The organism is Paenibacillus agricola (assembly GCF_011440305.1).
Taxonomy (GTDB): Bacteria; Bacillota; Bacilli; order Paenibacillales; family NBRC-103111; genus Paenibacillus_S; species Paenibacillus_S agricola.
On sequence record NZ_JAAOIW010000004.1, the window covers coordinates 562,542 to 583,295 of the forward strand.

The 20,754-nt window shown below is 47.5% G+C and carries 17 protein-coding genes; 3 read left to right on the forward strand and 14 right to left on the reverse strand.

The genetic code is table 11. From position 1 onward, the window contains the following. Positions 1-29: 29 nt before the first annotated feature. The 3 genes from lepA to gpr all read right to left on the reverse strand — a co-directional run bounded on the left by lepA (position 30) and on the right by gpr (position 4,473). On the reverse strand, positions 30-1,841 hold the full coding sequence (gene lepA / locus G9U52_RS14080) for a translation elongation factor 4 (protein WP_166150463.1): 1,812 nt from the start codon (positions 1,839-1,841) through the stop codon (positions 30-32). A 120-nt stretch (positions 1,842-1,961) separates the two neighbouring features. Next, on the reverse strand, positions 1,962-3,188 hold the full coding sequence (locus tag G9U52_RS14085; protein ID WP_243767322.1) for a stage II sporulation protein P: 1,227 nt from the start codon (positions 3,186-3,188) through the stop codon (positions 1,962-1,964). Between the two features lie 292 nt (positions 3,189-3,480). After that, complete coding sequence (gpr, locus tag G9U52_RS14090) at positions 3,481-4,473, reverse strand: GPR endopeptidase (protein WP_166150465.1); 993 nt, start codon at positions 4,471-4,473, stop codon at positions 3,481-3,483. A gap of 196 nt (positions 4,474-4,669) precedes the next feature. Between gpr and rpsT the strand changes: the two genes are divergently transcribed. After that, a complete protein-coding gene (gene rpsT, locus G9U52_RS14095; protein WP_166150467.1) occupies positions 4,670-4,942 on the forward strand; it encodes a 30S ribosomal protein S20 in 273 nt (90 codons plus the stop codon). A gap of 61 nt (positions 4,943-5,003) precedes the next feature. Here rpsT and holA read toward each other — a convergent pair whose 3' ends face one another. The 3 genes from holA to G9U52_RS14110 form a co-directional block, all read right to left on the reverse strand. Further along, positions 5,004-6,023: a DNA polymerase III subunit delta gene (gene holA / locus G9U52_RS14100; RefSeq protein WP_166150469.1), complete on the reverse strand. Its 1,020-nt coding sequence runs from the start codon at positions 6,021-6,023 to the stop codon at positions 5,004-5,006. Positions 6,024-6,277: 254 nt separating this feature from the next. Then, entirely contained in the window at positions 6,278-7,741 is a 1,464-nt protein-coding gene (locus tag G9U52_RS14105; RefSeq protein WP_166150471.1) for an anti-sigma factor family protein, read from the reverse strand. A 135-nt stretch (positions 7,742-7,876) separates the two neighbouring features. Continuing rightward, positions 7,877-8,434, reverse strand: a complete 558-nt coding sequence (locus tag G9U52_RS14110; RefSeq protein WP_166150473.1) for an RNA polymerase sigma factor — start codon at positions 8,432-8,434, stop codon at positions 7,877-7,879. Between the two features lie 268 nt (positions 8,435-8,702). On the opposite strand from G9U52_RS14110, the gene G9U52_RS14115 reads away from it, so the two are divergent. Then, positions 8,703-9,851: a DUF2264 domain-containing protein gene (locus G9U52_RS14115; RefSeq protein WP_166150475.1), complete on the forward strand. Its 1,149-nt coding sequence runs from the start codon at positions 8,703-8,705 to the stop codon at positions 9,849-9,851. Between the two features lie 122 nt (positions 9,852-9,973). Here G9U52_RS14115 and cysC read toward each other — a convergent pair whose 3' ends face one another. From cysC to G9U52_RS14140, 5 genes are all read right to left on the reverse strand, one after another. Beyond that, entirely contained in the window at positions 9,974-10,594 is a 621-nt protein-coding gene (gene cysC, locus G9U52_RS14120; protein ID WP_243767323.1) for an adenylyl-sulfate kinase, read from the reverse strand. Between the two features lie 64 nt (positions 10,595-10,658). Beyond that, the gene (locus G9U52_RS14125; protein ID WP_207952950.1) at positions 10,659-11,465 is read right to left on the reverse strand and encodes an SDR family NAD(P)-dependent oxidoreductase; all 807 of its coding nucleotides are present in this window, start codon (positions 11,463-11,465) and stop codon (positions 10,659-10,661) included. Positions 11,466-11,556: 91 nt separating this feature from the next. Next, the gene (locus G9U52_RS14130) at positions 11,557-14,379 is read right to left on the reverse strand and encodes a ComEC/Rec2 family competence protein (RefSeq protein ID WP_311764863.1); all 2,823 of its coding nucleotides are present in this window, start codon (positions 14,377-14,379) and stop codon (positions 11,557-11,559) included. A gap of 114 nt (positions 14,380-14,493) precedes the next feature. Beyond that, complete coding sequence (locus G9U52_RS14135) at positions 14,494-15,015, reverse strand: deoxycytidylate deaminase (RefSeq protein ID WP_166150481.1); 522 nt, start codon at positions 15,013-15,015, stop codon at positions 14,494-14,496. Between the two features lie 110 nt (positions 15,016-15,125). Continuing rightward, positions 15,126-15,800: a ComEA family DNA-binding protein gene (locus G9U52_RS14140; protein ID WP_207952951.1), complete on the reverse strand. Its 675-nt coding sequence runs from the start codon at positions 15,798-15,800 to the stop codon at positions 15,126-15,128. Positions 15,801-15,963: 163 nt separating this feature from the next. Here G9U52_RS14140 and comER point away from each other — a divergent pair, with 163 nt between their 5' ends. After that, a complete protein-coding gene (gene comER, locus G9U52_RS14145) occupies positions 15,964-16,797 on the forward strand; it encodes a late competence protein ComER (protein WP_166150485.1) in 834 nt (277 codons plus the stop codon). A 77-nt stretch (positions 16,798-16,874) separates the two neighbouring features. Here comER and leuS read toward each other — a convergent pair whose 3' ends face one another. The 3 genes from leuS to G9U52_RS14155 form a co-directional block, all read right to left on the reverse strand. Next, positions 16,875-19,325 carry a leucine--tRNA ligase gene (leuS, locus tag G9U52_RS14150; protein WP_166150487.1) on the reverse strand — a complete coding sequence of 817 codons (2,451 nt, stop codon included), beginning with the start codon at positions 19,323-19,325 and terminating at the stop codon, positions 16,875-16,877. A 93-nt stretch (positions 19,326-19,418) separates the two neighbouring features. Further along, a complete protein-coding gene (locus G9U52_RS40885) occupies positions 19,419-19,541 on the reverse strand; it encodes a hypothetical protein (RefSeq protein ID WP_279538624.1) in 123 nt (40 codons plus the stop codon). A gap of 178 nt (positions 19,542-19,719) precedes the next feature. Next, positions 19,720-20,412 (reverse strand): TraX family protein, encoded by a 693-nt coding sequence (locus tag G9U52_RS14155; protein ID WP_166150490.1) that lies wholly within the window; start codon positions 20,410-20,412, stop codon positions 19,720-19,722. Positions 20,413-20,754: the final 342 nt, after the last annotated feature.

The window sequence follows — 20,754 nt, forward strand, 5'->3', positions numbered from 1 at the left end:
TTCTTAACATGTCTTCTTAGACAGTCGCTCTAATCGTCTAGCTTCAATACTGCCATGAACGCTTCCTGCGGCACTTCAACATTGCCGACCTGCTTCATCCGTTTTTTGCCTTCTTTTTGCTTGTCTAACAGCTTGCGCTTCCGTGAAATATCGCCGCCGTAGCATTTGGCCAATACATTCTTACGCATTGCTTTGACCGTTTCACGGGCAACGATCTTTTGCCCGATCGCTGCTTGGATCGGCACCTCGAACATTTGCCGCGGAATCAGATCCTTCAGCTTCTCGCAAATGACCCGTCCCCGTTGGAACGCGCGATCCCTATGGACGATAAAGGAGAAGGCATCGACCTGTTCGTTGTTCAGCATAATATCGATCTTGACCAAATTCGACTGCTTGTAGCCCGTCATTACATAATCAAAGGAAGCATAGCCTTTGGTGCTTGATTTCAGCTGGTCGAAGAAATCGTAGACGATTTCCGATAAGGGTAGGCTATAGGACAACGTAACCCGTGTTGTATCCAAATATTCCATATTGATAAATTCGCCGCGTTTGTTTTGGCAAAGTTCCATAATCGTACCGACATAATCATTAGGCACGATTACCGATGCTGTGACATATGGCTCTTCGACGTAATCAATTTTGCCCGCTTCCGGAAAAAGCGACGGATTGTCGATCATTAATACTTCGCCGTTAGTCTGCGTCACTTGGAAGACAACACTTGGTGCCGTCGTGATCAGCGGAATATTAAATTCACGCTCAATCCGCTCTTGAATAACGTCCATATGCAATAGACCTAGGAAGCCGCAGCGGAAGCCAAAGCCAAGTGCTGTGGAGCTCTCCGGCTCCCAGCTTAAGGATGCATCGTTAAGCTGCAGCTTGCCTAATGCTTCGCGGAGATCATTGTACTCCGTGCTTTCAATCGGGTATAAGCCGCAGAATACCATCGGATTGATTTTACGGTAGCCTGGAAGCGCCTCAGCCGCAGGATTTTTGGCATCGGTAATCGTATCGCCGACACGGGTATCGCCTACCTGTTTAATCCCGGCCACAACAAAGCCTACATCACCAATATTCAGCTGGTCAACGATGGACATACGCGGCATAAAGGCGCCAACCTCGAGAACCTCAAACACTTTATCCGTAGCCATAAATTTGATCTTTGAGCCAGCTCGGATCGCTCCATCCATCACACGCACGTACACGATAACACCTTTGTACGGGTCGTAGTGGGAGTCAAATATAAGTGCCTTAAGCGGCTTGTCTGTATCTCCGGTTGGAGCCGGTACCTTCTGTACGATCTGCTCCAAAATTTCTTTAATGCCGATGCCCGCTTTAGCTGAAGCCAATACAGCATCGCTTGTATCCAAACCGATAACGTCCTCGATTTCCTGCTTAACCCGATCAGGATCAGCACTTGGTAAATCGATTTTATTAATAACCGGAATAATTTCCAAATTATTATCCAAAGCCAGGTACACATTCGCCAATGTCTGGGCCTCGATGCCTTGTGCCGCGTCGACTACCAATAACGCACCCTCACAGGCTGCCAGGCTTCGAGACACCTCATATGTAAAGTCGACATGTCCGGGCGTATCAATTAAATTTAAAATATATGTTTGTCCATCATCCGCTGGATAAGCTAAACGTACGGCTTGCAGCTTAATGGTAATTCCCCGCTCACGCTCCAAATCCATTTGGTCAAGCACCTGCTCCTGCATTTCACGCGAAGTAAGGGCACCTGTAAATTCCAAGATGCGATCGGCTAAAGTTGATTTTCCGTGGTCGATGTGGGCAATAATTGAAAAGTTTCTTATCATTTTCTGTCTGGCATGAATATCCATTTGTGTTGACCCTCACTAACCTGCAAATTTACAATTCTTCTAATTATAGCAGGTGTCGGGTTACGCGGCAATGGAGCCCGTGATGATAGAACAAAGATCGTACAAATTTCAGCTCCATGTTTATTGGACATTTACCTTTCTGACGTTAAGAATAACTTCAGAAATAGCTGCTGCCAGCGCATCAGCTGTCCGGTAGCATTCCTCCAGAGTGTTGTCGACGCCACCGATTTCAACCAGTATGTTGTTTGCCGAAAAGGTTTGGTTGTACACACCATTGCCCTCACCAGCCTTGGCAAAGGAGCCTTTGGAGATGCCGGGAAATTTAGCTTCAACCGTTTGGTGAATTTGGGAAGCAAACTGCTCATTCTCCTTCCAGTTCGGATTTTTACCGCCAATAATAAAATAAATCTGGGCATAATCCTTCCCATTGATCCGAACCGTTGTTTTCTCGCGGCGCTGGGAATCACGGTGGATATCAAAATAAAACTTCAGGTCGGGGTGCGAGGTGCTTGCCTCCTGCAACGTTTTCAATGAATATTTATAGGAATAATAATAGTTGAAGCCTTTCTCGATAGCCGGATAGTTTTTATCGGAGTGAACCGCGCCAATCCCTTCTTGTTCAAGCTTCTGGGCTAGTCTTAGCCCCACCTTGGTTACATTCGTCTGAGGATCGTAAGCTTTATCTGGATCCTTGACACCCTGCAGCTCCGGCAAATATGATTCCTGGTTATGTGATTGATAAACGAAGGCAACATTTCTTCCTGCTGTTCTTGGCGGCTGTGCCACCGGAGGCAAAGGCTTGGACTCAGGCTGGGTGGGCTCGCTGACTTCTGGCGGCGCTGTGGGATTCGCAGTAATCGAACCCTCTCCCCCTTCACCGTTTTTGGGAATCACATCCGCTTTCGGTCCGTAATCCTCAGGTCCATCCTCTCCGGTCTGCAGCCCTTTGCGAAGCACCACAATGCGATCCTGCGACATGCCAGGTACCTCACGGGCTATGAACGTTTTGGGATCCTTCCAATTGAGATCGGTCACTAACGAGAATAAAAAGCTGGAAACATTCGACTGCGAGAATGTAAACGTCGAACGGTCCGTCTGCACGTATGGCATTTCCATCCCTAGCATGTCCATAAAAAATTGGCTGGAAACCGCCGAGGCCAGCCCTTTCATCGATGAGGTCGGAGTCGTATTCGCTATCTTAGTCTGACCATAGCCCAGCAAGCCTAGTGCTGCAAAAAACAGCACACCCCCAAGCATTAGCATAGACATAACTCGAAAATATACGTACAAATCTTGTCCTATTTTTCGAGGCTTATTCATATGTAATGTAACAGATTTCCACTTCAATAGTCCTCCTCCTCCACACTTAGCCGCAACGAATTTGCCGTTTATTTTGGTTCTCTAGTAAATAATCTATGAACGAATGATAGGTTATAGAACCAAATTGCGGCTACGTGTGTGTGACAAGAGCTACAGTTGTTGCGTAATAACGTGCGCCCAGTAATCGTCTGCGTTGGAAAATCTGCCTCAACCGAGATATTCTCCCGATTACAGAGCAAACAGCCGCTGGTGCGCAGAATATATCTGCAGCCACACAGCAGCAATTGGCTTCGATGGACCAACATGTACTTGGCCTAGCTTAATGGGTATAGGCGGCGACATTGTCCAAGCCTACAACCTCATGCAGCGCAGCGTTCAAGCCGCTGGCAATAATGTTGGCGATATCCTCAATAAATTCGTCAATCTCCTTCGGAGTGACCAACAAATCATGACCCAATGGGCTTAGCACCTCTTTGACCAATAGCAGCCTTTCCTGCTCTTGCAAATGATCGAGCAAACCGAGAATTTCCCCTGTATTCGAGGTTTGCTTGATAAAATGCTCATGCATCAGCTCAAAGGCATTGTTCACGATGGTTGAGGCATACACGACGGTTGGCACACCTATCGCTATAACCGGAACGCCAAGGGTTTCATAGGTTAGACCCTTGCGTTTATTGCCAATGCCCGAGCCAGGATGAATCCCGATATCAGCGATCTGGATCGTTGTATTCACTCTTTCAAGTGAACGTGAAGCGAGGGCATCAATCGCAATGACCAGATCCGGCTGAGATTTTTCCACAATTCCTTGTATAATCTCGCCCGTTTCAATACCTGTCGTCCCTAACACGCCTGGTGCAATTGCACTAACAGGGCGGTAGCCAGGGCTTACCTCGCCGGGCATTAACTCAAAATAATGGCGAGTCACCATTACATTTTCAACAACCAATGGACCCAGTGCATCCGGTGTGACGTTCCAATTCCCGAGCCCGACGATTAGCACTTTCGCCATAGCTCCGATATTGAGCTTTCTCATAAACGACTCGAATTGCTGGGCAAAGACCGCCGCTACTCGATCCTGCAGGGCGCTGTCCTTTCTTCTTAGAGCCGGTACCTCTATCGTAATATAATGGCCAGGGAGCTTGCCTAAGGCAACAGATCCTTCTTCACTTGTAATATCAATAAAGCTAATGCGAATCCCCTCCAGCTCTTCTGCTGAAGTGAAAACGCCTGGAATAGTTTGGCCGGATCCCGCAGCCATGCTATGTGCTTCCAAAGCCAAATCGGTACGGATCGTATACGCGCTTAAGTCCATGTAAGTATCTCCTTTTAAAACGGTATTTCCCCTATTGTGTGAATATGCCTTCACCCTTATTCATAATTATCGAAACGGCATCTGGAGATCTATTGCAATTTAATAGTGACCATGTTAGAATATCAGGAGTTGTCAACAGAAGGATTTTCATGCAATTACGATGGTTGATGCAAGTTGTATTAGGAGGTGAACGTCAATGCCGAACATTAAATCCGCAATTAAAAGAGTGAAAGTAAGTGAGAAGCGTCGTCTACGCAACGCATCTCAGAAATCTAACCTTCGCACTGCAGTAAAAGGCTTCGAAACCGCTGCTGCAAGCAGCAATGTGGAAACTGCAACAGCAGCCCTAGTCACTGCCAGCAAAAAGCTGGACAAAGCAGCGACCAAAGGTTTAATCCATAAAAATGCCGCAGCTCGTAAAAAGTCCCGCTTAGCTAAAAGGTTAAACGCGCTTACTGCCCAGGCTTAATAACCAATGCCTACAAACAAAAACGACCGTGCTTTTAGCGCAGGTCGTTTTTTTGTTGCTTTTAGACCATCAGCCTTAGCAGGAACATCTCCAGCCCCAAAGACTTATCGATCTTGCCGCTTTTCATCTGATAATCGAGATCCGCCAATTGACCGAGGATGCTTGCAAGCTGTGCAGCTTCAAAGCGGTTGCATTGCCCGGCGGCGATTTTGACCGCATAAGGGTGCAGGCTCAGCTGTGTCGCTATTTGCTGCTGGGAATAGCCTTGCTGCTGCATATCCTTAACCTGGTACATAATGCGGAATTGCCTGGCTATTAGCGCCATAATTTTGATCGGCTCCTCCTTGCGGCGGAACAGGTCAGCGAGGATCGTAAAGGCTTTATCCAGCTTAAGCTGAACAATATGCTCAATCATAATAAAAATATTTTGCTCGATGCTTCGTGTAACCAATTGCTCCAAGACCTCAATCGTAATCTTGCCGCCACGCCCTATGTACATCGCACATTTATCCAGCTCACTGGACAAATTCTGCAAATTCGTCCCCGTATACATAATGAATTGATCCATGGCACCCGGGGCGAAATGAACGCCCAGCTTATCGGCTTCTCCCTGTACCCACGAGGAAAGCTCGCCTGCTGACAAGGTCGTGCAAGCCACGATGCAATCCTTCTCTTTTAACGATTTCACCAGCTTCTTGCGCTCATCCAGCTTCTCAGCATTCACGGTTAATACGATAACTGAGAAGTCCACAGGTGCTTTAAAATATTCCAGCAGCCGCTCGGGCTTATGCTCAACCTTCGTGGTTTCCTTGGCACCTGTTAGAAATAACGCGTTCGTTGCAATAATAAGCTTACGCGGGCCAATAAAGGGAAGCTCCTCCGCTTCCTCAATAATTGTATCTAGCGGTGTTTCCGCTAAATCATATTTGGACACCGCAAAGGCAGCATCTTGTGGGTCAATCAGGCTCGCCGTTAGCTTTTGAATAAATTCCTGGATTAAATAAGATTCGGTGCCATAGCAAACATACACCGGGGCAAACGTCTTTTTTTGAATATGCCTTAAAGCGGTTTTGAAATCCATTGCTGCTTCACCCGTTTCTTGTCTCCCCTAGTCTTACCAGCATTGTAACAACAACAAAGGGACTACGTCAAAACCTTGCGGTTTTAAGGTAATCCCCTGCTGGTGATCCCATCTATATAAACAACCGGGTCCAGGCTCTAGAAACCTTACCCCGAGTGGTCATACATGGCCACTCCATCATTCATACCGTATTTTACGCAGCTGCCCCCTGAAAGGTGTTTATTATTTTCATTAAAAAGCAGGCAGGCAAGCCTTTATTTATTCGATTCTGTCCAATTGGCCGTGTTAATTACGTATGTCTTCGTTCCTGCTTGGTTACTGACCTGGTAGGTCAGCTTGGAATCCGTTGTCCATTCCACCAAAGCCACATGATCAGCGTCCGTTGTTACACGCTTCGATGTAAACAAAGCTTTCCCGTTTTTATCTTTAATAATAACTCGATTATCCAATATGCTACCTGTAAATTGCTTATCGAGTGAAGCTAGGCTTGTCGTATCCGCCGTCTGCATGGAAGCGATACCTTGGTCAGCAGCTGGAGAGGAGCCCACTTTAAGCTTGTTGGCATCCGCACTGCTGTCTGCAGAAGCTGCAGGAGTACTCCCTAGCTTAGGTGGCTCTGTAAGCGACGAGCTAGCCGCATTGTCCTTAGCGGCTGAAGAGCCACCGGTAGCTCCGCTTGGCGCTTGCAAAGGCGCCGGAGTCGCTAATTTACTTTCAGGGACAATCTGCGATGCAAGGGGTGCCCCGCCAGACGAGGACGGCACCTCCTGCTGGGTCCCAAAAGTCGCCGGCTCCCTAAGCTCTCCGCCACCTGCCGCCGGGACGGAAGATGGGGCTTGCTGCGTGCCATTCCCCGTTTGGCGAGGCATTGCAGCTATCGAGCTATCTGTAGTCGTGCTTCCAGAGCTCACTGCTCCTTCAGGAATACTCCCACCTATTTTATTGGACCCCATATGGTTTGCAGGAGCTATTGGTGAAGATGTATTTGTATCTTCTTTAGCCTTAGGTATGTTAAGGGGTACATTGGAATGAGGGACATTCTCGTTAATAGATTGTTCCACCTTATTGTCCTCTATAGGCGCTTCCCCAGACAAATTGCTATCGCTGGCAGGAGCCCCTGCTGGAGCCTTCAGCTCACTTATGCCACTGGTACTATCAGCCGTGTTCGCCTGCTCCTTGTTGGCCATTCTGCTCTGCGACGAAGCGGAGGTTGGAGCTAGCACACCGTCTGCATTTTGCATATTGCTTTGCTCCTGCCGATCAAACATGAAGAAGCCTAATACCAAACCAGCGGCAACAACACCGCCAATAATTCGCGTCGATATTAACCCTTTAGTACGTTCGCGCCAGCTTGCCAGCCTCGTTACTGGAACGCTGTCCTTTTTGTTGTCCCTCGCCTGGGACTGCCCTTGAACTTGAAGTTTTGGAGGCGTTGGCGCTGCAAGCCGCCCTATTGTCTCTGTACCTGCAGATGAATGTGCTGCACCCGCGGCTGCCCCATAATCCACAGCAGCTGGAGCCTCATCAATAAGCTGAAGCCTTGGAAGTATCGCATCCACTAAACTAAATGCCGGCGTAACCTTCGGCAAGTTCTCCAAGTGCTCAGATATGGACAATAGCCGCTGAAACAGCTCTGTACATTCAGGGCAATCCTGCAAATGGCCCAGCATCTGTTTATATTCGAATTCATCGAGATCCTGATCGAGGTATCTCTGCATCAGTTCGATCACCTCATGGCATATCATCCCGCACACTACCTTTCTAAAAGATTCACAATTGAATGTGACAATCGCCTAACGCTTTTGCAACCAACTAATTAGACAACACCCACGGCAAGATCAAGCTTAGCTTGTTTATCTTCGCGTGGATTCAATAGAAGGTTTTTTGTAATCCTGCAATAACGTTTGCAATTGCTGTCTGGCCCTGAATAAGTAAGACTTTACCGTGTTGATGGGCAGATCAAGTGATTCGGCAATTTCATTGTAGGAAAAATCCTGCAAATACCGCAGCACAACGACAGATCGATGATGTTCCGGCAGTTTATCTATAGCCTCTCTAATATCTTCGGCAACATATGCGGACATAACCTCTTGTTCTACCGTTTTTTCTTCAGTAAAGCTCATATCAAACTGCTCAATAGAAACCGTGGGTTTGTTTTTCCGGAATTTGTCTATACACAAATTGGTCACAATCCGTTGGACCCACGTTTTGAACTGGGCTTTTTCCTCATAGGAGTTAATTTTGGTATAAATGCGTATTAAAGCTTCCTGTGCGATATCCAAAGCATCCTGCTCGTTATTCAAAATATAAAAGGCCGTTCGATAAACATCGTTTTCAATCTCACGCAGTAGGGTAATTAGAGCGTCGCGATCGCCCGACTGGGCAGCCTTTATCAAATCTGGCGCTACCACTGGGATCCCCCTCTCTTGCAACTATATAAACGAAATAAGAATGATAAATGTTGCAGATAATGATGATTAACTGTACTAAGAATATCAAATTTATGCGCCGAGGTATACAGCAGCCCATTTCCAGCTCCATAACCGCTTTTTCCATTTAAATTTGCCCGTTTATAAATTTTCCACAAAGATAATTGTTAAGTTCACCAATGACCAGTGTCACATTTTGTTATAAAATGATCAAAAGATAGTTGTTGAATTTAAATTGGAGGGAATCCCCATGACTGAAGCAAATGAAGATCGAATATATTGGATAGATACATTAAGCCGAATTGCACAGCCTGTGCTGCACCACTTAACGACTCGCCAGCTGAAAGAAAAAATGCCTGTTGAAGGAAAGTTGGATGACCGTCCTATCTACACCCATTTGGAAGCGTTAGCGCGATTATTAACGGGAATGGCTCCGTGGCTGGAATCCGGCGGCCGAGATGGTGAAGAAGGCAGGCTCCGTTCCCATTACGCGGAATGGGCACGAGATGCTATCGATGCGGGAACTGATCCGACCTCGCCGGATTTTATGAACTTCTCGGAAGGCCATCAGCCCATCGTAGATGCCGCCTTCCTGGCACATGCGATTCTAAGAGCACCTGTTGAGCTATGGGAGAAGCTGGAGCCACGTGTCCAGCATAATGTAGTAGAAGCACTGAAGGCGACACGTACGCGGAAGCCAGGCTTTAACAACTGGCTGCTTTTTGCGGCGATGATTGAGACCGTGCTTTACCGGGCCGGTTCTGACTGGGATCGTATGCGCGTTGATTATGCGATCCGGCAGCATGAAGAGTGGTATAGCGGTGACGGCGTGTATGGCGATGGTCCGGAATACCATGCGGACTATTACAACAGCTTCGTCATCCAACCGATGCTGGTGGATATTATTGAAGCGGTATCCGGCGAGGATGAAGCTTGGGCGGCGTTAAAGGATGGCATCATTGAACGCGCTACGCGCCATGCTGTCCAGCAGGAACGCCTTATTTCTCCTGAGGGAACGTTCCCGGCGGTTGGCCGATCACTCGCATACCGCTTTGGGGCTTTTCAGCTCTTAAGCCAAGTTGCCTTGCAGCAACGACTTGATCCGAGCATTGAGCCTGCACAGGTTCGCGGCGCTTTAACTGCGGTCATTCGCCGAATGATCGAAGCTCCCGGTACCTTTGACGACAACGGCTGGCTCACGATCGGCTTCTGCGGTCATCAGCCTGAAATCGGAGAAACCTATATTTCGACGGGAAGCGTATATTTATGTGCTGCGGTATTCTTGCCTTTGGGCTTAAGCGCAGACGATGCTTTCTGGCAGGGTGAAGCCGATTGGACAAGTAAAAAGGCTTGGAGTGGACAAGCTTTTCCCATTGATAAGGCGTTGCGGAAGCATTAAGCTCATCGATCATTCGTGGACGAACATATAAAAGGTTGGGCAGAAGCAATCCTCTGCCCAACCTTTTTTCCTACCAGCAGCCTCCGAGCCCTGCGTCATAGCGAGCGGCTCAAAGCCTTGAATTACTTAATAAAGCCCGCTCCTTTTAGAAAATCGATAATACGCATAACAGACACTTCTAGCGACAGCTTGTCGGTTTCCACAATCAGCTCCGGATGAGCCGGCACTTCATAAGGAGATGACACACCGGTAAAGTCTGGCAGCTTGCCTGCTCTGGCTTTTTTGTATAGCCCCTTGGGATCGCGGCTTTCACATACACTTAATGAACAGGATACATAAATCTCGATAAATTCTCCGCTTTGGAACATGCTTCTGACCAGTTCCCGATCTTCCTCATACGGCGAAATAAATGCACTAATTGTAAACAACCCCGCGTCAGTAAACAGCTTCGCCAATTCTCCCACTCTGCGGATATTTTCCTTGCGGTCCTCTGGGCTGAATCCAAGATTTCGGTTTAGACCTTGGCGCACATTGTCACCATCTAATACGTAGGAGCGAATTTTCATCAGGTATAGCTGTCGTTCTAATTCCATCGCAATGGAAGATTTCCCCGAGCCGGACAATCCCGTCATCCATATGACGCAGCTTTTGTGTCCGTTCAAAGCATGCCGCTGCTCTTGCCCAATGGCTGCAGGCTGCCAGGTCAGGTTATTCGATTGATTAACCATGTGCTCCTCTGTCATTCCTTTAACTCCAATCGTACACGGCTCCAAGCATTTGGGAAAGCCTCTGATTATAAAATGCTAGTTAGTCCGATATACAAATAAACCCTTTTTTCACGATACCTGCTTCTGGATGCTTGATGATCGCAAACGTGAGCTCAGCTACTTCTTCGGCTTGGGATAGCCATTCTTCACCGGTTAATGCCACTCCCATAGCATGGGCTGCCTCCCTGTCAATCGTATCGGGTGCTAGAGCGATTACATGGATATGATGGTCACTAACCTCACGGCATAATGATTCTGTCATCCCGATTAAAGCGAATTTAGCTGCCGTGTTGGCCGATTCGTTCGCCTCTCCGCTCGCTTCCGACTTCGTAAACACATTAATAATCATTCCGCTTTGGCGCTCAATCATATCTTGGATAACCGCACGATTCATATGATACATTCCGAGCACATTCACTTCTATATTTCTTCTCCACTCATCGGGAGCTGATTCCGCCAAAGATCTACTTTTACCCAGCCCTGGATTGATAACCGTTATTAAATAATCGATAGGTCCCAGTTCCTTTTTCAACTCGTTTGTAGCGCGCTCCACCTCCTCATAGTGGGAAGCACTTGCTGTTGCAAAGCATATTTTGGTTCCATCATTTAATTGCAATTCTGCACATAAAGCTTCGAGATTCGAAGCGGAGCGTGCCATCAAGCCAACATGAATGCCTGCCCTAGCAAGTGATTTCGCTATTTCCTGGCCAATCCCTTTGCCTGCTCCTCTTATGATTGCTGTCTTTCCACGTAGTTCCAATAGCTTGTCCCCCTTACCGTCTGCATCAGCAAAACTTGCTTCATCCTGTGATAGCCAATACATGCCATAAATACTGACATGTTGCATTTCGGAGCTATAGCAGTTTTCATTATATCATATAGAGATTCAGTAGTTTTACATAAATTTAACCCAAAATAAATAATGGTTAGCTGTGCGATCATTCCAGCTTTGTGCGGATTCTGATTTGTCCATCCCGGACAATCATTTGTACCTCGCCCATTTGGTCCGTCCGTAGAATCTGGGCACCATGCTGCTGCAGCCTCTCCACCACCAACGGATGTGGATGCCCATACGTATTGTTCGCTCCTGCTGAGATCACCGCTAGCTTCGGCTGATAGGCTTGCAGCCATGTGTTCGATGTGGAAGTTTTACTGCCGTGGTGGGCCACTTTTAGAACATCGACCGATCCCTGCTGCATGGGGAGCAAATTGGCAAGGGGGACTGGGGGGGCGGCACCATCGGTCGGAAAGCTGGCCAGCCCAGCTGCCATCTGTGCCACAGCAGTTTCGGAGGTCTGGTCCATATCTCCGGTAAAAAGCCATTTGGTGCCAGCCATATCCATCATCAGCACAACCGATTGTCCATTTTGCTCCTTTTCGATTCTAATTGCGTTTTCGAGCATAATTTCGTTCTCGCTATCCATTTTATTCTCAAGCCTCTGCTCCACGTCGTCTACGTCGGCAAATGGTTCAGCAATAGGATGCAGCACCATGAGCTTGGTAAGCGGATCCACCTGCAAGCTATTGCCTGCCGTTACCTTCACAAGCTCCACCTGCTTGTCCAAGGCCGTTTGAAACAATTTTTCTACCGCTATTCCCGGCTTGAATGTACCGTTAAAAATAAGCTGCTTCACCGGAATTTGCTCAAGCACTGCCTGGAGGCCGCCAATATGGTCCGCATCCTGATGAGAAATGACCAAATAATCGATGCGCTGAACGCCGCGTTTTTTTAACAAAGGCACTAGTAGCTTTTTTCCTACCTCGAAAGGGTCCTTGCGGAGCTTCCACTCCTCACCGGGTTTTGTGAAAGTTAAGGTGCCTCCCCCATCAATCAGTATGATTTGGCGGCTTATTGGGGAGCGAATCATTATACTGTCGCCTTGGCCAACATCGATAAAATCGACATACCCTTCCCCGTTCTCTTTCCAGCGATCAGGATTGTACGCATAAAGGAATAGGGCAAGCAAGCTTACGCACGCCAAAGGTAATGGCAATGAACGGGCCTTCCAATTTCCGATCCAGCTCCTACTCCAGTTCAATATCCAATTCCAGCTCACAGCTCCATTAACATTTCCTTTTGAAGGCGTGTTACTATGTTTACTCCTCGCTCCATTTGGCTTGACTGCATGCAGCATAGGACCTTCCACTGCCGTATGCTCCTGTTGGATACGCAGCAGCCCCCAAACCATACTCGCTAAAGCTAAGTAGTAACCAGCCATCCAGGTAATCGTCGGGCTCGCCCAAATTGTTTGGAAGGCGTCCCAGCGGCTGGATAAGTCAACTATTACAAAAACCCAGTCATTCACTTGTGCAACCACCCAAGCAATGGCTTGTCCAGCCGGCCTATAAATAAAACTCACAACTAACGCAGCCGTACCTGCCGGCATCGTAACCATACTGAATACAGGAACCAAGCATAAATTTGCTGCCAAGGACAGCAAGGATAGCTGGTTAAAGTAATAAATCGATACCGGAAAAGAAATACATTGGGCAACCAAGGAAATGGAAAATGCACCTTTGAGCATGGGCGATTGGATAGGCAGCAGCTTATTCACTGGCGGCACCCCAATAATTAAGCCAATCGTTACCAGAAAAGATAGCTGGAAGCTAACATCCATTAAATAATAAGGCTCCCATAGCAGCATGAGGAAGCCAACTAGCAGTACGGTATGCAGCCCGTCCTTTAAGGTGTGGCGGTAAGCGGTGTATAAGGCAATCATCGCCATTAAGCCCGCACGGACGATTGATGGCGAGCCGCCAGTTAGCGCAATATAAAGCGGCATTAGCGCAATGGCCGTTAGTAGGCATGTCTCTCTGGTACAACGAAATTTGCGCAGTACCCATAATAAGCAGGCAAGAAATACCGCAACGTTTAATCCAGATACCGCGAGGATATGTGTCAAGCCCAGTTGGGAAAATTGTTGAAATTGCAGCGGATCCATATCATCGGTTAGCCCAATCAGCATGCTTTTCATAAAGCCGCCCTGCTGGGCAGGAAAAATGTCCGCAATTCTCTGACCAAGCAGCAAGCGAAACTCATCATTCCAACGCAAAGCAGATTGCCAGGTCCACTGCTCCGGCGCAGATGCTTGAATCGCTGCTAGTCCTTTAACAGCAACAATCCAATGGATATGCTGGAGCCGCAAATAAGCACGATAATCGAAGCCTTCGTAATTACGCGCTATCTGTGGAGCTTTGGCTGTGCCGTTTAGTACGACCCTATCCGCCCGTTGCCACCCATACACCGTTTGCTGCTCCTCACGTGTCAATAGCTTTACTGTGACGGCGACGGGCTCGTTAATGGACGGGCTCGGGGCAGCCTCCTTTATAGCAACCGTGTCACCTTCTGCACTTCCTGTTTCTATTGCGTTACTTGTGTTCCCCGCTTCTCCTGCAACTGCTTGCTCCACCAAACGTTCAACCGTCAAAGTAAAGGAGGCTTTATCCCCATCAACCTCAACCCTTGAAGTAATAATACCTTCAAGTTTAACAGCTGCTTCATCTGCACCTTTTGCAATGCTTGGAAGCAGCAGCTTGCTCGTATTGCCTCTATCATAGCTTTCATAATAACCCGCTGAAATTCCCACCAATAACAAGGCGCATACTCCAATTCGCCAAGGGGCTCGTGCACTCCACCAAATGATTGCGGTTATCCCCAAACCTACACTCACATAAAGAGACAACCAGTTTAACTCCAATACATGTGCTGCTGCATATCCACATAACCATAGCCATATACAACTCACAAGAGGTCGATTCACCAAGCAGCCTCCTTTTATTAACTTTTTTAACTTATTTAAAATAAAGAACAACGCAAAAAACGCAAAAAAACCTCCTGCGCCTTACGCGCATAAGAGGTTCTTCCTCATAGTCATTTAAACTAACGGATCCTTGATGGGCTCACTCGTTCCTGGAGGTGGTGTGTAAGTCTCAAGCCTGCGAAAAATAATCCCTTTTTGCTCCATTAGTGCTGTTACCTTAGTACTATCCTTATTATAAGGGCGGTGGTATACGATTTCGGTAACGCCGCTATTCGCCAGCATATTGGAGCAAGTCCAGCAGGGCTGGTCTGTTACATAAACAGCAGAATTTTCCCGATCCTTCGGGTCTGTGAACAACAGTAAATTTTGTTCGGCATGAATCGTACGGATGCAACGCTGCTTCTTGATAACTTGCTCGGCTCCCTCCAAATTCTGGAGTTCGTATTCCTCAACTAGCATACAGCCTGCTTCCGAACAGTCGGGAACACCCATCGGCGCTCCGTTATAAGCGGCACCTAGCAGCTTCTTGCCTTGTACCAACACGGCACCTACATGTCTGCGGGTGCAGCGTGAACGAGTTGAAGCCATATAAGCCATATCCAAAAAATAAGTATCCCAATCTTTGCGGGTTGTCATTGTGTTTGCTCTCCATCAATTAAAAAGAATAGTTGTGTGGCGTTGTTTTGGTTTTGTTTTGGTTTTGTTTTATTTTCTCATATTTTGCTGCAAAACAAAAGACCTTCACTTTATGGTTCTATTATTAAATAAGGTCTCATTTTTTCCAGCAGCTTTTCGCCTATTCCTTTTACATCTAAAAGCTGCTCCATATGTTGAAAACTTCCAATTTGCTTGCGATGAGCCAAGATGGCCTTCGCCTTGCTTTCACCAATTCCGGGTATAGTGACTAGTTGTACTTCGGTAGCTTTATTAAGCGGAATCAGGTTATTCGCCTTTTCGTTACTTGGAGCAATCGGCTGGGCTGGCTGGGTTGGCTTGGAGGGTGTGGTTGAAGCGCCAGACGTGGCCGGCATTGCCTCTGCCTGTTTGCCGGCACTTGAATGGTCTGCTCCTGCAGCCAGAACCTCTGCAGCAGGTTCGTTGCCAATGGCTGGCTCGTCCGTACCTCCCATCACAGTGCCCGCTACCTGGGGCTCATTTTTATCAGCAGCAGGCTTCTTATTTACCTCAGCACTCTTCTTAGCCGCCTCGGGGCCCTTTGTATGAACCTCAGCCGAACCTTGCTTCTGCCGCTTCTCCTCAGTCTGCTTTTGCAGCAATTGCTGCATTTCCTCGTTGGCTGTATACCATCCCGATGCCTCGGGTAGAGCCCGTTCCCAAGCCTTATAACCCACCCAGCCTCCGATAATCGCCAGCGTAACCCCTACAATAGCCAGCATCCATATTATTCGTTTTCCACCCATGAAGTACAAACGTAAACTCCCTCCATTCTAAATGGTCTGATTGGCTCGTAATATTTTATTGGTTTGTAATAATCCACTCATTCCCTCTAAAAAAGGCTCATATTTCCTAATTATCGCGCATAGGCATTAAAGATAGAGTTCTATGATTCAGGAGGGGATGGCTATGAAAGTTGGATTCATTGGTACGGGAAGCATGGGCCGGATCATGATCGAAGCATTTATTCAATCCGGCGCTTTGCATCCGGGGCAAATCACAATTACCAACCGTACCATTGCCAAAGCGGAGCAATTAGCAATGATTTATCCGGGCCTTCAACTATCGCATTCCAATGTGGATGTTACTTTACAAAGCGATATTTTGTTTATATGTGTCAAACCATTGGAATATAAAACAGTGCTGGTCCAGATCAAGGAACACATCAAGCAGCTCCAAATTCTTGTCTCTATTACAAGCCCTGTGCTGATCCGGCATCTGGAGGAGCTACTCCCTTGTAAAATTGCCAAAGTCATCCCAAGCATTACTAACTATGTGTCCAGTGGTGCTGCGCTTTGTATATACAGTGAGCGTATGACAAACGCAGATATTGAGGTTTTGGAACGGCTTCTCTCCCACATCAGCTCACCGATTCGTGTTGCTGAGACGCATACACGTATTTCCTCTGATTTATCAAGCTGCGGACCGGCCTTCCTATCTTTATTTCTGCAAAAATTTATTGATGCCGCAGTCGAGGAAACTGGCATGTCCAAGGTGGATGCCACTCTCCTGGCAAGTGAAATGCTCTTAGGAACGGGTAAGCTGCTAACAACAGGTGGCTTCACTCCCTTAACGCTACAGCAGCAGGTTGCTGTGCCTGGTGGTATTACCGCGGAGGGGCTCCGTATAATGGAAAAAGAGCTGCGCGGGATGTTTAACAACCTGATCCGCACAACTCATAATAAATATGATGAAGATGTGGCAAAGGTGGAAGCAGCGTTTTTCGGCACAAAGGTCGAATAACGTGATGCTTTCACGCTTTACCGATATGAACCGCTTTGTTTTACGAGCGGTTATTTGGTTTGGTTTGGATGGGTTCCTTAACCCACGACAATATTAACTAATTTCCCTTTAACCGCGATCACTTTGCGCACAGTTTTACCTGCCATTGCCTCTTGTACCTTCTCTGAAGCCATAGCCAGCTCCTGTAGGGCGGCTTCATCGGCATCCTTGGATACAAGGGCACGCTCAATGATTTTCCCATTGACCTGCACAACGATTTCAATCTCGTTGTCCACTGTCCATGCATCGTCATACTCCGGCCATTCGGAATAGGTAACCGATTCGGTATGCCCCAGCTTCTCCCACAGCTCCTCAGCAATATGAGGAGCAATCGGAGACAACATTTGCACGAAATGCTCCATCGCCGCTTTAGGCAAACGATCGGTCTTGTAAGCCTCATTCGTAAAAATCATCAATTGGCTAATCGCTGTGTTGAAACGCAACGCTTCATAATCCTCTGTGATTTTCTTAACCGAACGGTGCCAGGTACGCTTAAATGCCTCGCTGCCTGAAGCTTCATCCGTCGAAATTTTGGCATGAAGCTGGCCATTTTCCCCTACAAACATCCGCCAGATCCGATTTAGGAATCTGTAGTTGCCCTCCACACCATTAATATTCCAAGGCTTCGTGGCTTCGAGAGGTCCCATAAACATTTCATACATGCGCAAGGTATCAGCACCAAACTCACCTACGATTTCATCCGGGTTAATGACGTTACCGCGCGATTTGCTCATTTTCTCATTATTCTCCCCAAGAATCATCCCTTGGTTGACCAGCTTATGGAAAGGTTCCTTCGTAGCAACGATGCCTAGATCATAAAGCACCTTATGCCAAAAACGCGCATACAACAGGTGAAGCACAGCATGCTCAGCTCCGCCAATATAAAGATCGACAGGCAGCCACTTCTTCTGTAGCTCTGGCGAGCAAAGCTCCTTGTCATTCTTAGGATCAATAAAACGCAAGTAATACCAGCAGCTACCTGCCCATTGCGGCATGGTGTTCGTCTCACGGCGTGCTTTCATCCCTGTTTCTGGGTCTGTGGTTTCCACCCATTCAGTAACAACAGCCAGCGGAGATTCTCCAGTGCCAGAAGGTGCAATCTGCTCGATATCCGGCAGCAGCAACGGCAAATCGGCGATAGGAACGGTTTTCATCGTACCATCTTCCAAATGGATAATTGGAATAGGCTCTCCCCAGTAACGTTGGCGGCTAAACAGCCAATCCCGTAGCCGATAGGTGATTTTGCCATGTCCTTTGCCACTCGCTTCCAGCCATTCAATCATCGCAGCGATTGCCGCTACATTCGTCATTCCATCCAGCAGCTCGGAGTTTACATGGACTCCGTCTCCCGAGTAAGCTTCTTTGGTAATATCTCCGCCTGATATCACCTCTACAATTGGCAGATCAAATTGCTTGGCGAATTCCCAGTCACGTTGGTCATGCCCCGGCACAGCCATAATCGCACCTGTTCCATAACCGGCAAGCACATAGTCGGAAATCCAGATTGGTACCTTCGCACCATTAACCGGATTGATGGCATAAGAGCCTGTGAACACGCCGGATTTATCCTTGGCCAGATCGGTACGCTCAAGATCGCTTTTATGGGAGGCTTTTTCTTGATATGCACTAATAGCAGCGGATTGCTCAGCCGTTGTAATACTTTTCACTAGGTCATGCTCAGGAGCCATTACACAATAGGTCGCACCAAACAGCGTGTCGGGACGAGTAGTGAACACCTTCAAGCCTTCCCCTTCATGCCCTTCAATCGCAAATACAACCTCGGCGCCCTTCGATTTGCCAATCCAGTTGCGCTGCATATCCTTGATCGACTCCGACCAATCCAGTTCCTCCAGATCATCCAGCAGACGTTCGGCATATTGGGTAATCCGCAGCACCCATTGGCGCATAGGCTTACGGACAACCGGATGGTTGCCACGCTCGCTGAGTCCGTTAATAACCTCTTCATTGGCAAGCACGGTACCTAAAGCCGGGCACCAGTTCACAGCGACCTCATCGACATAAGCAAGCCCTTTATTGTACAGCTGGATAAAAATCCACTGCGTCCATTTGTAATAATCCGGATCGGTCGTACTGATTTCGCGATCCCAATCGTAAGAAAAGCCCAGCGACTTGATCTGGCGGCGGAAATTGTTAATATTCGTGATCGTAATATCACGGGGATGCTGGCCGGTGTCCAAGGCATGCTGCTCAGCGGGAAGCCCAAAAGCATCCCAGCCCATCGGATGCAGCACATCATAGCCACGCATTCTTTTGTATCTCGAAACAATATCTGTCGCTGTGTAGCCCTCAGGATGCCCTACGTGAAGTCCGGCACCGGACGGATAAGGAAACATATCCAATGCATAAAACTTCGGCTTGCTATCATCATTCAGCACTTTAAACGATTTGTTGTGTTCCCAATACGCCTGCCATTTCGGCTCGACGACCAGCGGGTTATAGCCCAGCTGCTCTTTAACTTCCTCTGTCATTCAGGTTTGCCTCCTTCATTTTGTCCAAACAAAAAAGCCCTTCATCGCTAGCGCAACGGCTAGGGACGAGAGCATGCTTCCCGTGGTACCACCCTAGTTAACAGCAGGCATGCTTTGCCCGTGTTCACTCTTCCCCTTAACGCGGGGGGTATCGATCCGGTTAGACTTGTTGGAGTCACTACGCAGCATCAAGCCCACGTTTGATCCCTCAAGCATTCACCATCTGGCTCCAAGACGAGTTCACTAACCTCCATTACCAGCTCTCACCCTAATACTGGCTCTCTGCAAATGGATACCTAGCTACTACTTCCTATCACAGCCGTTTATGCATATAAGGCGATTATATGTAAAATACGGTAACCGTGTCAAGTCGGGTTCACTTTTACATCCTAATTTAGAAGTAGAACCATTTGATCAAGGCTAACAGCATTAAATGAGCCGGATAAAACGACAGCCACAGCCACCGCGGCATCGAGAACTTAACCAGGTTCACTTTGGAGCCCCAAACGAGCCAGAAGCTTGAAAGCATGCTGATATATTGATAGATAACGCCGCCCGTCCAGTAGTAGTAAAGGTTTAGGAAAAAATGCAAAATTAAAGCTAGAGCTGAAGACGTATATCTGTAAATAATGATCAGCATTAATGCATACGTTCCATAATCCGTGGGAATAGCTTCGAATAACAAAAAGGCAGCCGTCGCAATTACGATTTGCACAATAATGATTTTAACACGATCCATGGCCAGCAAGGTTAAAATACATATAAAAAATGTGCCGATAACATTAAGCTGTGCATAATCAAAAGCCCAGTAATAAGGAGCTTGTGAGATGAGAGCCAGCAGCCCTAAGCGAAAAAAATATTTCGGCATGTTTCGTGTATAGAGATAACCCTGCACGATCCCAAACGCATAAAGCGGAAAGGACAACCGTCCAATTAAGCGCAATTCAATAATATCCGGGTACAAAGCCGCTCCGATATGATCAATAAGCATCGTGAGCATTGCAACAATTTGCAGTAGCTCTCGTTGCATCCCAAGTGGGTTTGATTTGGCGGCAGTTGGCTGCACAATGCCCTCTTCATTGCCCATGCATTAACCTTCTTTCTTTATAGAATCCGAATCCTTTTCTATAATAACATGCAGAGACTCTTAACGCACATGCACCTCTACCTCACTTCGGTCACGACAAGCAGCATAAAAAAACGCTGAGTAAGGCGCCAGTGTTGGAAGCCTTTCTCAGCGTTTGGTGATTATAGACCGACATCTTGGGAAATGCTAGTAGCCAAGGCTGCCATGTTTAGGCTGCCATCCTGCTTCCATCATCGTTATGCTGAGGTGATCCCTATGTCTGGTATCTTGAATGGTATCCTATTATCTCTGCCCTTGTGGGGCATTTTGTTATGCTTTTGGAGATTGCTTATGAAGCTCTTG

Bases quoted from the DNA above. Each gene is read 5' to 3' on its own strand.
- lepA (WP_166150463.1), bottom strand. From the start codon at position 1,841: ATGGATATTCATGCCAGACAGAAAATGATAAGAAACTTTTCAATTATT.
- gpr (WP_166150465.1), bottom strand. From the start codon at position 4,473: ATGGACTTAAGCGCGTATACGATCCGTACCGATTTGGCTTTGGAAGCA.
- rpsT (WP_166150467.1), top strand. From the start codon at position 4,670: ATGCCGAACATTAAATCCGCAATTAAAAGAGTGAAAGTAAGTGAGAAG.
- holA (WP_166150469.1), bottom strand. From the start codon at position 6,023: ATGGATTTCAAAACCGCTTTAAGGCATATTCAAAAAAAGACGTTTGCC.
- G9U52_RS14105 (WP_166150471.1), bottom strand. From the start codon at position 7,741: ATGCAGAGATACCTCGATCAGGATCTCGATGAATTCGAATATAAACAG.
- G9U52_RS14115 (WP_166150475.1), top strand. From the start codon at position 8,703: ATGACTGAAGCAAATGAAGATCGAATATATTGGATAGATACATTAAGC.
- cysC (WP_243767323.1), bottom strand. From the start codon at position 10,594: ATGACAGAGGAGCACATGGTTAATCAATCGAATAACCTGACCTGGCAG.
- G9U52_RS14125 (WP_207952950.1), bottom strand. From the start codon at position 11,465: ATGCAACATGTCAGTATTTATGGCATGTATTGGCTATCACAGGATGAA.
- G9U52_RS14135 (WP_166150481.1), bottom strand. From the start codon at position 15,015: ATGACAACCCGCAAAGATTGGGATACTTATTTTTTGGATATGGCTTAT.
- G9U52_RS14140 (WP_207952951.1), bottom strand. From the start codon at position 15,800: ATGGGTGGAAAACGAATAATATGGATGCTGGCTATTGTAGGGGTTACG.
- comER (WP_166150485.1), top strand. From the start codon at position 15,964: ATGAAAGTTGGATTCATTGGTACGGGAAGCATGGGCCGGATCATGATC.
- leuS (WP_166150487.1), bottom strand. From the start codon at position 19,325: ATGACAGAGGAAGTTAAAGAGCAGCTGGGCTATAACCCGCTGGTCGTC.
- G9U52_RS40885 (WP_279538624.1), bottom strand. From the start codon at position 19,541: ATGCTTGAGGGATCAAACGTGGGCTTGATGCTGCGTAGTGACTCCAAC.
- G9U52_RS14155 (WP_166150490.1), bottom strand. From the start codon at position 20,412: ATGGGCAATGAAGAGGGCATTGTGCAGCCAACTGCCGCCAAATCAAAC.